Below are 12,307 nucleotides of genomic sequence, written 5' to 3' on the forward strand. Positions count from 1 at the left end.
GGCCCGCCCACCCCGCTGCCCACCGCCGAGCTGATCCCGCACGTGACGACGTTCGGCCGCTGGCTGGCCGACGACTGGGGCGGCGCCTGGCGGCCCGAGGTGGTGCACGGGCACTACTGGATCGGCGGCCTCGCCGCCGCGCACGCGGTCCGGGAGACCGACATTCCGGTGGTGCAGACCTTCCACTCGCTCGGCGTCGAGCAACTGCGCCACCTGGGTGGCGGGTACGACGGGCCGGGCCAGCGGATCCCGCTGGAACGTGCGCTTACCCGGGCGGTCGACATCGCGGTCGCCCAGTCGAACGACGAGGTGGACGAGCTGACCCGGATGGGGCTGCAACGCAGCTCCGTGGCGATGGTGCCGGCCGGGGTGGACACCGAGCAGTTCCACCCCGACGGTGAGGCGGCGCCGCGGGAGCAGCGCGCCCGGATCCTCTCCGTGGGTGGGCTCTCGCCCGGCCACGGCCAGGAGGACCTGATCCGGGCGATGCGGCTGGTCGGCGACGCGGAGCTGGTGATCGCCGGCGGTCCGCCGCTCGATCAGCTGGTCAACCACACGGAGGCGCGCCGTCTACGCGAGCTGGCCGAACAGGTCGGGGTGGCCGATCAGGTACGGCTGGTCGGCGCGGTGCCGCACGACCAGATGGCCACCTGGTACCGGTCGGCGGACGTGGTGGCGTGCACCCCGCACTACTCGTCGGCCGGGCGGGTCTCGCTGGAGGCGATGGCGTGCGGGGTGCCCGTCGTCGGCTACGCGATGGGCGGCCTGGCGGACGCGGTCGTCGACGAGGTCACTGGCCGGCTGGTGCCGCCCGGCGACGTACGGACGCTCGGGGTGTCCCTGCGCCGGCTGCTCGCCGACAACGCCGGCCGGTTCGCCTACGGCCACGCCGCGGTGGACCGGGTCCGGAGCAGCTACACCTGGGAACGGACCGCTGGCGCCCTGGAGCGCCTCTACGAGCGGGTGGTGAGCCGGCGCAAGCCGGTCGAGGCCTGAGCGGGGGCCGTACGCCGTCGTGGGCTTTGGTGGACGCTGCTCAGCCGGCCCGGCTGGCGGCGACCATGGCACGGTCGCGGCGGCGCGCCTTCGCGTGGTGGTGCTGCGGCTCGGCGTACCGGGTCAGCCCGATCACCGAGGCGAGGGTGACCAGGAAGCCGACCGCGGCCAGCCACTCCCGACCGGGCCAGATCTTGTCGTTGAGCAGCAGCAGGCCGACGATCGCCGCCGGCACCGCCCCGGCGGCGTCCATCGCGGCGACCGCGGCGGTGGTGGAGCCGCGCTGCATCGCCAGGCCCAGCAGCAGTTGGCCGACGATCGAGTGGACGATCAGCAGGTAGAACAGCGGGTGGGCGAGGAACGCCTCGGCGGACGGCGCGGACGCCAGTGGCCGGGCGGCCACCGCGGCCGAGGAGAACGCCAGCCCGGCCAGCGAGCCGAGGGCCACCGAGCCGGGCGCACCGTGCAGCCGGACGGCGAAGAAGCCGAGCACCGCGATCACGCCGAGCGCCACCAGCAGGGCGACCGAGCCGGCGGTGCCGAGCTGCCGGGACGGCGCCGGCCGCGCGGCCAGCACCAGCGCGGTGATTCCGGCGAAGAGCAGGGCCAGCAACGCCACCTCGGCCGCCGGCAACCGCCACTTCAAGACCAGCACACCGAGGATGGCGGTCACCCCGAGCCCGGCGGCCACGCTGGCCTGGACCAGGAACAGCGGCAGGTCCCGGCGGGCCAGGAAGGCGAGCACGAAGCCGGCGATCTGGCAGCCCAACCCGACCAGGTACGTCCGGTGTCCGGCCAGCCGCAGCAGCAGGCCCGGGTCGAACGTGTGGTGCACGGTGGTGCGGGCCGCCGCCACCGACTGGAGCAGGTTGGCGACGCCGTACGCGACGATCATCGCCGCGAGGAAACACCAGCCGGAGGAGACCACCTGGCGAGGATAGAGGTTGCCGGGGGTCAGTGCTCGGCTGGTCGATCCAGGCGCGTGAGGATGTCGGCGTGCAGCACACCGTTGGTGGCCACCAGGCTGCTCTCGGTGCCCGGCGCGCCGGCCGGCGCCGGTCGACCGGCCAGATCCGTGACCGTGCCACCCGCCTCCGTGATGATGGGCACCAGCGCCGCCATGTCCCACAGCGACAGTTCCGGCTCCACCATCACGTCCAGTGCCCCCTCGGCCAACAGCATGTAGCCGTAGAAGTCGCCGTACGCCCGGCTGCGCCAACTGGCCCGCATCAGGTCGAGCATCGCGTCGAGCCGCCCGGCCCGCTCCCACCCCGTCAGCGACGAGTAACAGAAGCTGGCGTCGGCGAGCCGCCGCACCGCGGAGACCCCGATCCGCTCGCCGGCGGCCGGGCCCGGCCCGGCGTACGCCCCCGCGCCGAGACTCGCCCACCAGCGCCGGCCCAGCGCCGGCGCGGAGACCACACCGACCACCGGCCGATCCGCGTCGAACAGCGCGATCAGGGTGGCCCAGACCGGCACGCCACGGACGAAGTTCTTGGTGCCGTCGATCGGGTCGACGATCCACCGTCGACCGTCCGCGTCGCTGGCCGGCTGGGCCCCGTACTCCTCGCCGAGCAGCCCGTCGGCCGGCCGGTGCTCGGCCAGGAGCGCGCGGATCTCCCGCTCCACGGCCGTGTCCGCGTCGGAGACCGGGGTCAGGTCGGGCTTCGCCTCGACCCGCAGGTCGAGCGCGCGGAACCGGGACGTGGCGATGGCGTCGGCCCGGTCGGCGAGCAGGTGGGCGAGGGCGAGGTCGTCGGCGTACCCGGTCATGCCGGCAACCTAGCCGACGCCCGGCCGCTCACTCGTCCGGCCCGCGCCGATCGCCCTCGCCGGGCCCGCGCTGGTCGGTCTCGCCGCGCTGGTCACCCTCGCCCGCCCGGGAGGCGAGCAGCCGGCGGTACGAGGCCAGCCGGCGCGGGTCCGCCCTGCCGGCGGCCACCCAGGCGTCCAGCCCGCAGTCGGCCTCGTCGGCCGTGTGCGGGCAGTTGGGCGGGCAGTCGACGGTGCCCTCGACCAGGTCGGGAAAGCCGTGCAGCAGGCTGTCGGCGGAGACGTGCGCCAGACCGAAGCTGCGGATGCCCGGGGTGTCGATGATCCAGCCCGGGTCGGTGTCGATCCCGGGAATCGGTGGCAGCCGCAGCGCCACCGCGCTGGTGGACGTGTGCCGGCCGCGGCCGATCGCGCTGACCACGCCGACCGCCCGGGCGGCGTCCGGGACGAGGCGGTTGACCAGCGTCGACTTGCCCACGCCGGAGTGCCCGACCAGCACCGACACCTGGCCGGCCAGCAGCGCGCGCAGGGCGTCCAGGTCGGAGTCGGGGCGGTTCAGCACGTACGGCAGCTCCAGCTCGGTGTAGTAGCCCAGCACCTCCTCCGGGCCGGCCAGGTCGGCCTTGGTGAGGCAGAGCAGTGGCTCGACGTCGGCGTCGTACGCGGCCACCAGGCAGCGGTCGATGAACCCGGTGCGCGGCGGCGGGTCGGCCAGCGCGCTGACGATGACCAACTGGTCCGCGTTGGCCACCACCACCCGTTCCAGCCGGCCCTCGGCGGTGGTCTCGTCGTCGTCGGCGGTGCGGCGCAGCACCGAGCGGCGCTCGGCGATCCGGACGATGCGGGCCAGGGCGCCCTCCGCGCCGGAGGTGTCCCCGACCAGACCGACCCGGTCGCCCACCACGACCGACTTGCGGCCCAGCTCGCGGGCCCGCATCGCGGTGACCGTGGGCAGCTCGGCCCCGACCACGCCGTGCTCGGCCCCGGCCAGCACGCAGGTGTAGCGCCCGCGGTCGACGGCGATGACGAAGCCGTCCACCGCGTCGGCGTGCTGGGGTCGGGTACGCGTACGCGGACGCGACGACTTACCGGGCCGGACCCGTACGTCGTCCTCGTCGTACTCCCGCCGTTTGGTCGCCAGGACCCGTCCTCCGTCGCGTCAGCTCTTGCCGGTCACCATCGCTGACCATAGTGCCGGGAACTCGGGCATGGTCTTGGAGGTACACCCGACGTCGTCCACCTCGATGCCCGGCACGGCCAGACCGGCCACCGCGGCGGCGTGCGCCATGCGGTGGTCGTGATAGGTGCGGAACACGCCGCCGCGCAGCGGCCGGGGTCGGATCTCCAGCCCGTCCGGCGCCTCGGTGACGTCCGCACCGAGCGCGGTGAACTCCCGGGCGAGGGCGGTCAGCCGGTCGGTCTCGTGACCCCGGATGTGCCCGACGCCGGTGAAGGACGACGGCGAGTCGGCCAGCATGGCCAGCGCGGTCAGCGCCGGGGTCAGCTCGCTGACGTCGGAGAGGTCGGCGGTCAGGCCGTGCACCACGCCGGTGCCCCGGACGGTCAGCCCGGTGGTGGAGAGGGTGACCTCGCCGCCCATCCGGTGCAGCAGCGAGCGGAGCTGCTCGACCGGCTGCGCGCTGCTGCGCGGCCAGCCCTGGAGGGTGACCTCACCGCCGGTGACCAGCGCGGCGGCGAAGAACGGCACCGCACCGGAGAGGTCCGGCTCGATCTCCCAGCCGCGCCCGGTGAGCGGACCGGGCTCGACGGTCCACACGTCGGGGGTGGTGTCGTCGACGGCCGCGCCGGCGGCCCGCAGCATCTGCACCGTCATCCGGAGGTGCGGCGCGGAGGGCACCGGTGGGCCGACGTGCCGCACCACGACGCCCCGGTCGAAGCGCGGCGCGGCCAGCAGCAGCCCGGAGACCAGCTGGCTGGAGGCGGAGGCGTCGATCACCACCTCGCCGCCGGTGACCCCGCCGGCGCCGAGCACGGCCAGCGGCAGGCTGCCCTCGCCGTCGATGTCGATCCGGACGCCCAGCGAGCGCAGCGCGCCGATCAGCGGGCCGAGCGGCCTGGTGCGCGCGTGCGGGTCGCCGTCGAAGGTGATCCGCCCGTCGGCCAGCCCCGCCACCGGCGGGACGAACCGCATCACCGTGCCGGCCAGGCCCACGTCCACGTGCGCCGGGCCGACCAGCGGGTGCGGCCGGACCAGCCAGCGCTCGTCGTCGCTGATCGACACGTGCGCGCCCATGGCCCGCAGGCCGGCCGCCATCAGCTCGGTGTCCCGGGCGCGCAGCGGCCCGGCCAGCGTCGACGGGCCGGCGGCCAGCGCGCTGAGCACGAGGGCGCGCGCGGTCATCGACTTGGACCCGGGCAGGCGGAGCGTGGCCGCCACCGGGTCGGAGGCGGTCGGTGCGGTCCACGGCTGCGGCGGCCGGGTCGCGATCAGGTTCCCCACGGTTACATTCTGCCGTGTCCGCCGGTCGGCAGCGGCGACCGGCGGTCCGACTCCCGGTTGGCGGGACAGCCCGTCCGGCCTCGACGGGTTAGCGTGTGCCCATGTGCGGCAGGTACGCGACGACCCGGAGCTCCGGTGAGCTGAGCGCGCTGTTCGAGTCGTCCGACGACACCGACGGCCAGCTCCGGCCGGACCACAACGTCGCGCCGACCGACCCCGTGCCGCTGGTCCGGGTCACTCCGGAGGGGCACCGCAGCCTCTGCCTCGGCCGCTGGGGCTTCCTGCCGCACTGGTCCCGGTCGGCGGCCGGCGCGGCCCGCATGATCAACGCGCGGGCGGAGACGGTCGCCACCAGCCGGGCGTACGCCGGGGCGTTCGCCCGTCGCCGCTGTCTGGTCCCGGCCGACGGCTGGTACGAGTGGGTCCGCCAGCCCGACGGCGGGCGGCAGGCGTACTACATGACTCCCGCCGACGGCTCCGTGCTCGCCCTTGCCGGGATCTGGTCGGTCTGGGAGTCCGGGGCCGACACCCGGCTCACCTTCAGCGTGCTGACCACCGCGGCGCTCGGCGAGCTGGCCGGGGTGCACGACCGGATGCCGGTGCTGCTGCCGCGCGAGCGGTGGTCGTCGTGGCTGGCGTCGACCGACGAGCCGGACCGGTTGCTCGCTCCGCCAGCGGCCGGCCAACTCGCCGGGTTGGAGATCCGCCCGGTCGGGCCGGCGGTGGGTGACGTCCGCAACGACGGGCCGCAGCTGACCGCCCGGGTGGCGCCGGCGGTGGCGCCGCAGGAGCTCACCCTGTTCTGAGGTCCATGCGCATCGTCGAGCGCCGATTTGCCGGGGTTGCGCGTGATTCGTCTCCTGGCCGTTCAGTCATCTTCCCGGCAGACCCTTGTCCCGATGTCGGGAAGTGCGATAGAACACAGCGCCGGTAGTGGGTGTCGATTCGCACGGGGCGGACGACATCCACCGATCTTGCCGGTCCCACGGGGGAGGTGGGTGGATGACACGGGCGCGTATGCCCCGCCCGCACGAGGTGGCTGCGGCGCGGCGAGATCCGCGACTGCTGCGGGCCTTGCACGAACGGCGGCAGGACGACGCGTGGCGCACCAGAGGGACGTGCCAGAGCGTCGATCCGGAGACGTTCTTTCCGGCGCCGAACGAGCCGGCGGACGCCGCCGTCGCACTGTGCCGCAGTTGCGACGTGCAGGGGTCCTGCCTGGCCTGGGCGCTGGAGGTGGGCGACTGCCACGGTGTGTGGGGTGCCACGACACCCCGCGAGCGGCGGGCGATGCTCGTCGCCTGGCGCGGGGAGGTCGAGCCGGATCCGGACGCCGTCGACGAGGCGGGCCCACCGGTGCGGGACCGCCTGCTCACCCTGGTCCCGCTGAGCTGACCACCGGCCGGTCCCGTCCCGGGTGCTGGTCGGAGCGGCGCAGAATGAGTCGGTGCTGCCCAGCGACGAGATCGAGACTCCGCGCGGTCCGGCGCGGACCGACACCGACCTGCCGGCCGGGCCGCCCGCCGCCCTGCTCGTGCTCGGGCACGGTGCGGGCGGCAGCGTGGATGCGCCCGACCTGCTCGCCGTGCGCGACACCGCGGTCGCGGCGGGTCTGGCGGTGGTCCGGGTGACGCAGCCCTACCGGGTCGCCGGCCGGCGTGCCCCGGCACCCGCCGGACACCTCGACGAGGCGTGGACGACGGTGCTCGGCGCGCTCTGCGACCGGCACACCGACGTTCCGGTGCTGCTGGTCGGCGGGCGCTCCAGCGGCGCGCGGGTGGCCTGCCGCACGGCCCGCGCGGTCGGGGCGGCCGGCGTGGTCGCGCTGGCCTTTCCGCTGCACCCGCCCGGCAGGCCGGAACGCTCCCGGGCGGGCGAGCTCGCCACCGGCCTGCCGACGCTGGTGGTCAACGGCGACCGGGACCCGTTCGGAGTGCCGGAGCCGGGGCCGGCCGTCCGGGTGGTGACCCGGCCGGGGGAGACGCACGACCTGCGACGGGATCCGGCCGGCACGGCGGCCGTGGTGCGTGACTGGCTGCGCGCCCAGGGCTGGGCGGCGGGCTGATCCGGCGTGGCTCGGGCGCGCGAACCGTGTCCGCTGCCGGGCGCGGGTCGTTGCATCCGATGGTGCCGCCGGTCCGGTTCGGGCGGGCGGGACCGGTCCTCCCAGGCCCTTCCTGGTCCCAGCGCCGGCCGTCGCCGGGGCCGGGACCAGGAACGGGAGAGCGGGACGGAATGCCCCCGCCGCCGTTTCGCGTTACTACCCCCGGACGACTTTTCTGCGAGGGGGGTGACCGGTGCCGACCGATACACGGAGCCTGGAACGGGACGAACGGGACGCCCGGCAGCTGAAGCAGTTGCTGGATGGTCCGGACTGGCCCGCGACGGCGGGACCGGGCGGGGTGGGTGCGGTGAGCACGGGCACACCGGCCGGAAGTGAATCTGTGGGCAGGTCTGTGCGCGTATCCTCGGCGGGAAAGCATCCGACGCGAGGGGATGTGCGGTTGACCACCGAGAAGACGGACGAGCGCAGGGCCCGTTTCGAGCGGGACGCGATGCCATTCGTCGATCAGCTCTACGCTGCTGGGCTGCGGATGACACGCAACCCGGCGGATGCCGAGGACCTGGTCCAGGAGACGTACCTGAAGGCGTACGCGGCCTTCCACCAGTTCGAGCAGGGCACCAACCTGAAGGCCTGGCTCTACCGGATCCTGACCAACACCTACATCAACTCCTACCGCAAGCGGCAGCGCCAGCCGATCCAGGCGCCCACCGAGGAGATCACCGACTGGCAGCTCGCCGAGGCCGAGTCGCACACCTCCAGCGGGCTGCGCTCGGCGGAGACGGAGGCGCTGGACCGGCTGCCGGACAGCGACGTCAAGGAGGCCCTCCAGCAGTTGCCGGAGGAGTTCCGTCTCGCCGTCTACCTCACCGACGTCGAGGGCTTCTCCTACAAGGAGGTCGCCGACATCATGGGCACGCCGATCGGCACCGTGATGTCGCGCCTGCACCGGGGCCGTCGTAATCTGCGCAAGCTGCTCGAGCAGTACGCCGCGGAGCGGGGCTTCAGCCCGGCCCGTTCCGCGAAGGGTTCGACCGCTGCCGCTGCCGGCCGGGAGGTGTGACGTGAGCTGTGGGGAGCCGCACGAGACGGACTGCCGTGAGGTGCTCGCGGAGGTCTACCTCTACCTGGATCTGGAGTGCGCGGACGAGCGCCGCTCGCTGATCCGGCACCACCTCGACGAGTGCGGGCCGTGCCTGCGCGAGTACGGGCTCGAGCAGGAGGTGCGGGCGCTGGTGGCGCGTTGCTGCGGCAACGAGACCGCGCCGGACGAGCTGCGTGAGCGGCTGCGGGTCAAGCTCACCGAGCTGGTGGTCTTCGAGACCACCGAATCCCGCGAACTGGCCGACTGACGTGTCGGCGTAACGAACGAAACCGGTGGCCCGGGTCGATCTCGACCCGGGCCACCGGCGTTCCCGGCGTCCGCCGGGTGGGGCTGACCGGTGACGGGCCGTCGGCCCGTCGGCGCGTTCAGGAGTTGGGACGCTTGCCGTGGTTCGCGGCGTTCTTCTTCCGAGCCTTCTTCTTGCGGGACTTCTTCGCCATGCTGACCTCCTCGTGATGGGTCGGATCCCGCCCTGCGCACGACCTCGCGCCGGTGCAGCTACCGGCGGTCCGGCGTCGGGTCCGACCCGGTGATGGTAGTGCGGTCGGCATCCGGCACCTCCCCCCGGGGCGGCCGGGCCCGCGGGCCGCACCGCTCCACGCCCACGGTCCGCCGTCGCATGATTGGATACGTCGGCAGGCACATCGGGAAGAGGGAGGGCCTGGACATGGCCGAGGAGATCCGCGCCGAGATGGTGGCGAACGTCTGGAAGGTCGTCGCGTCGGCCGGCGACACCGTGTCCGAGGGCGACACCCTGGTGATTCTCGAGTCCATGAAGATGGAGATCCCGGTCGTAGCCGAGTCCGACGGTGTGATCGAGCAGCTCGCCGTCAACGAGGGCGACGTCGTGCAGGACGGCGACCTGATCGCGGTGATCGGTTGACCGGCCTGCTGGTCCGGCGCGCCGAGTCGGCCGACTTCCCGTCGGTGGCCCGGCTGACCGTGGCCGCGTACGAGGCGGACGGCCAGCTCAAGGGCGAGCACGGGTACGGCGCGGTGCTGGCCGACGTGTCGACCCGGGCCGCCAGCGGCGAGGTGCTGGTCGCGGTGGACGAGACGACCGGCGCGGTGCTCGGCTCGGTCACCTTCGTGCTGCCGGGCACCCCGTTCGCGGAGCTGTCCGGGCCGGGTGAGGCGGAGTTCCGGATGCTCGCGGTCGACCCTGCCGCGCAGGGCCGGGGCGTCGGCGCGGCGCTGGTCCAGGCGTGCGTCGACCGGGCGGCCGAGCTGGGCTGCGCGGCACTGATGATCTGCGTCCGGGCGGGGATGGCCGCGTCGGCGCACCGCCTGTACGAGCGGCTCGGCTTCGTCCGGGCTCCGGAGAAGGACTGGTCGCCGGTGGCGGGCGTGGACCTGCTGGGTCTGCGGCTGGAGCTGCCCCCGCGCTGAGTCGCCGGTCGGGTCAGCCCTGCGGGTGGCCCGACCCGGCCGCGGTCCCACTCGGGTCGGGCTCCGTGCCGATGGCGGCCAGCAGCTCGTCGGCCACCTCCAGGGCGATCCGGCGGCGCTCGGCGTCGGTGATGTTTGGCGCCCGGACGGCGAACCAGCTGCTGTGCACCGCGAAGAGCGACAGCACGGCGCGCAGTTGGGCGGTGGGGGAGTCGTCGCCCCGGCAGAGCGCGTTGGCCAGCTGCATCATCCGGCCGCGCATCTGCTGACCGGAGGCGAGGCTCTTGAGCACGGTCTGGTTCTGCTCGAAGAAGCGCATCACCGACGGCTGGTCGCCGGCGAACATCGTGTCGGCGTACCGCGAGATCAGCGTGCGTCGCGTGGCCAGGGTCGCCGGCTGCGACTCGGCCCAGGCCGTCAGCTCGTCCATCCGCTCCAGCCGGTCCTCCACGAAGCTGGCGACGATGTCGTCCTTGCTCTTGAAGTGGTAGTAGAGCGCTGCCTTGGTCACGTTCAGACGCTCGGCGATCTCGCGCAGCGACGTCTTCTCGTATCCCTGCTCGGTGAAGAGCTCCAGCGCGACGGCCTTGATCCGCTCACGGGTGCCGCCTGTGCTCTCCCTCACCCACGCTCCCCAATTGGCTTGACCGTCAGTTGCTGCCCAACTTACCGTGCGGCTAGTAAGGTGACTAGCCGGGCGGCAAGTAAGTGTGGCAATCCTCGGGGGGAGCTTACCCATGACGCAGACAACCCAGGCCGGCGCGCGACCCAACGTACGGGTCGTGCTGTTCGGCCTCATGATCGCGATGATGCTCGCGATGCTCGACAACATGATCGTCAGCACCGCGCTGCCGCGGATCGTCGGCGAGTTCGGCGGCCTCGACCACTTCACCTGGGTGGTCACCGCCTACGTCCTGGGCACCACCGTCTCCACCCCGATCTGGGGCAAGCTCGGTGACCTCTACGGTCGCAAGTCCGTCTTCCTGACCTCGGTCGGCATCTTCCTGCTCGGCTCCGCGCTCTGCGGCATGGCCGGGTCCGGCATGTTCGGCGGCCCCCAGGACGGCATGGTCCAGCTCATCGCCTTCCGGGCCGTGCAGGGCCTCGGCGCCGGCGGCCTGATGGTCGGCGTGATGGCGATCATCGGTGACCTCGTCCCGCCCCGCGAGCGCGGTCGCTACCAGGGCATGATCGCCGGCATCATGGCCATCGCCATGGTGGCCGGCCCGCTGGTGGGTGGTTTCATCACCGACCACCTCTCCTGGCGCTGGGCGTTCTACGTGAACCTGCCGCTGGGCGGCGTCGCGCTGCTCGTGCTGATCACCACCATGCACCTGCCGAAGTACCGCACCGAGCACCGGATCGACTGGCTCGGCGCCGGGCTGCTCTCGGTCGGCATCACGGCGATCGTGCTGATCACCACCTGGGGCGGCAACCAGTACGACTGGACCTCACCGCAGATCCTCGGCCTGGCCGTGCTGGCCCTGCTCGCGCTGGTGGCATTCGGCCTGGTCGAACGCCGGGTCCCGGAGCCGATCCTCCCGCTGGCGCTCTTCGCCAACCGCAACTTCGCGCTGATCTCGCTGATCGGCTTCCTGCTCGGCTTCGCGATGTTCGGCGCGATGAACTTCCTGCCGCTCTACCAGCAGACCGTGCAGGGGGCGTCGGCCACCAACAGCGGCCTGCTGCTGCTGCCGCTGATGTTCGGCATGCTGGTCGTCTCGCTGGTCATCGGGCGGGCGATCACGAAGACCGGCCGGTACCGGGCGTACCCGATCATCGGTGGCGTGGTGATGACCGCGGGCATGGGGCTGCTGACCCTGCTCGACACCAACACCAGCAAGCTGCAGTCCTCGCTGTACATGGTCGTGCTGGGCGCCGGCATGGGCTTCCTCATGCAGACCTCCATGCTGATCGCGCAGAACAGCGTGGAGCAGAAGGACCTCGGCGCGGCCAGCGGCGCGGCCACCTTCTTCCGGTCCATCGGCGGCTCGTTCGGCATCTCGCTGTTCGGCGCGATCTTCGCCAGCCGGTTGGCGGACTCCGCCGCCGGCGGTGCCTTCGGTGGCGGCGAGGGCGGCGCCATGGACCTGGAGAAGCTCAAGGAACTGCCCGCCCAGGCGCGTGAGCTGGTGCTCGGCGGTCTTGCCGACGCGATCTCGCACGTCTTCCTCTGGGCCGTGCTGTTCACCATCGCGATCCCGGTGCTCGCCTGGTTCATCAAGGAGATCCCGCTGCGCACCGCGAACGAGGCGCCGCCGCAGGCCACCCCGGAGGAGGAGGCCGAGATCGCCCTCGGCAAGGCCCCGGTCGCCTAGGGCGCACCCCGACACCGGAACGCCGCGCTGTCCCCACGGGACGGCGCGGCGTTTCCCGTTCCCCGGTCAGCCTCGGCGTCGGGCGGTGGTGAGGCGTCGCCACGTTCGCGGTGCGCAGCGGGATCTCCTTGATGAACCAGGCGCGCACCGGGATCGCGATGGTGAACAGCCCGGCCCAGAGGAAGACGTGCGAGATCGCGCCA

15 protein-coding genes are annotated in these 12,307 nt (G+C 73.1%); 9 read left to right on the plus strand and 6 right to left on the minus strand.

Annotated elements, in window-relative coordinates; genetic code table 11:
• Positions 1-996, plus strand: a 996-nt coding sequence (locus DKT68_RS27230; RefSeq protein ID WP_109820239.1) for a glycosyltransferase, incomplete at its 5' end; no start/stop codon positions are given.
• A gap of 40 nt (positions 997-1,036) precedes the next feature.
• Here the strand turns inward: DKT68_RS27230 and DKT68_RS27235 are convergent.
• The 4 genes from DKT68_RS27235 to aroA form a co-directional block, all read right to left on the minus strand.
• Positions 1,037-1,891 carry a hypothetical protein gene (locus DKT68_RS27235; protein WP_236647093.1) on the minus strand — a complete coding sequence of 285 codons (855 nt, stop codon included), beginning with the start codon at positions 1,889-1,891 and terminating at the stop codon, positions 1,037-1,039.
• A 59-nt stretch (positions 1,892-1,950) separates the two neighbouring features.
• Entirely contained in the window at positions 1,951-2,769 is an 819-nt protein-coding gene (hisN, locus tag DKT68_RS27240) for a histidinol-phosphatase (RefSeq protein ID WP_109820241.1), read from the minus strand.
• A 28-nt stretch (positions 2,770-2,797) separates the two neighbouring features.
• A complete protein-coding gene (rsgA, locus tag DKT68_RS27245; RefSeq protein WP_109820242.1) occupies positions 2,798-3,808 on the minus strand; it encodes a ribosome small subunit-dependent GTPase A in 1,011 nt (336 codons plus the stop codon).
• Between the two features lie 120 nt (positions 3,809-3,928).
• Positions 3,929-5,230 carry a 3-phosphoshikimate 1-carboxyvinyltransferase gene (gene aroA / locus DKT68_RS27250; RefSeq protein ID WP_109820243.1) on the minus strand — a complete coding sequence of 434 codons (1,302 nt, stop codon included), beginning with the start codon at positions 5,228-5,230 and terminating at the stop codon, positions 3,929-3,931.
• Positions 5,231-5,331: 101 nt separating this feature from the next.
• Here aroA and DKT68_RS27255 point away from each other — a divergent pair, with 101 nt between their 5' ends.
• From DKT68_RS27255 to rsrA, 5 genes are all read left to right on the plus strand, one after another.
• Positions 5,332-6,036 (plus strand): SOS response-associated peptidase, encoded by a 705-nt coding sequence (locus tag DKT68_RS27255; RefSeq protein WP_109820244.1) that lies wholly within the window; start codon positions 5,332-5,334, stop codon positions 6,034-6,036.
• A gap of 196 nt (positions 6,037-6,232) precedes the next feature.
• Positions 6,233-6,625, plus strand: a complete 393-nt coding sequence (locus DKT68_RS27260; protein ID WP_109820245.1) for a WhiB family transcriptional regulator — start codon at positions 6,233-6,235, stop codon at positions 6,623-6,625.
• Between the two features lie 52 nt (positions 6,626-6,677).
• Positions 6,678-7,295 carry an alpha/beta hydrolase family protein gene (locus DKT68_RS27265; protein ID WP_109820252.1) on the plus strand — a complete coding sequence of 206 codons (618 nt, stop codon included), beginning with the start codon at positions 6,678-6,680 and terminating at the stop codon, positions 7,293-7,295.
• Positions 7,296-7,527: 232 nt separating this feature from the next.
• On the plus strand, positions 7,528-8,355 hold the full coding sequence (locus DKT68_RS27270; protein WP_109820246.1) for a sigma-70 family RNA polymerase sigma factor: 828 nt from the start codon (positions 7,528-7,530) through the stop codon (positions 8,353-8,355).
• 1 nt (position 8,356) lies between these two features.
• A complete protein-coding gene (gene rsrA, locus DKT68_RS27275) occupies positions 8,357-8,644 on the plus strand; it encodes a mycothiol system anti-sigma-R factor (protein WP_088950022.1) in 288 nt (95 codons plus the stop codon).
• Positions 8,645-8,762: 118 nt separating this feature from the next.
• On the opposite strand, the gene DKT68_RS32760 is transcribed toward rsrA, so the two are convergent.
• Positions 8,763-8,948 (minus strand): 50S ribosomal protein bL37, encoded by a 186-nt coding sequence (locus DKT68_RS32760; RefSeq protein WP_109820247.1) that lies wholly within the window; start codon positions 8,946-8,948, stop codon positions 8,763-8,765.
• 110 nt (positions 8,949-9,058) lie between these two features.
• Between DKT68_RS32760 and DKT68_RS27285 the strand changes: the two genes are divergently transcribed.
• Positions 9,059-9,280 (plus strand): biotin/lipoyl-binding carrier protein, encoded by a 222-nt coding sequence (locus tag DKT68_RS27285; protein WP_201749212.1) that lies wholly within the window; start codon positions 9,059-9,061, stop codon positions 9,278-9,280.
• Positions 9,277-9,786, plus strand: a complete 510-nt coding sequence (locus DKT68_RS27290; protein WP_109820249.1) for a GNAT family N-acetyltransferase — start codon at positions 9,277-9,279, stop codon at positions 9,784-9,786. Before DKT68_RS27285 ends, DKT68_RS27290 begins: the two co-directional genes overlap by 4 nt.
• Before the next feature lie 13 nt (positions 9,787-9,799).
• On the opposite strand, the gene DKT68_RS27295 is transcribed toward DKT68_RS27290, so the two are convergent.
• A complete protein-coding gene (locus tag DKT68_RS27295) occupies positions 9,800-10,411 on the minus strand; it encodes a TetR/AcrR family transcriptional regulator (RefSeq protein WP_109820250.1) in 612 nt (203 codons plus the stop codon).
• A 112-nt stretch (positions 10,412-10,523) separates the two neighbouring features.
• Between DKT68_RS27295 and DKT68_RS27300 the strand changes: the two genes are divergently transcribed.
• Entirely contained in the window at positions 10,524-12,104 is a 1,581-nt protein-coding gene (locus DKT68_RS27300) for an MDR family MFS transporter (protein WP_109820251.1), read from the plus strand.
• Positions 12,105-12,307 lie beyond the last annotated feature (203 nt).

The organism is Micromonospora acroterricola, assembly GCF_003172955.1.
Classification (GTDB): domain Bacteria; phylum Actinomycetota; class Actinomycetes; order Mycobacteriales; family Micromonosporaceae; genus Micromonospora; species Micromonospora acroterricola.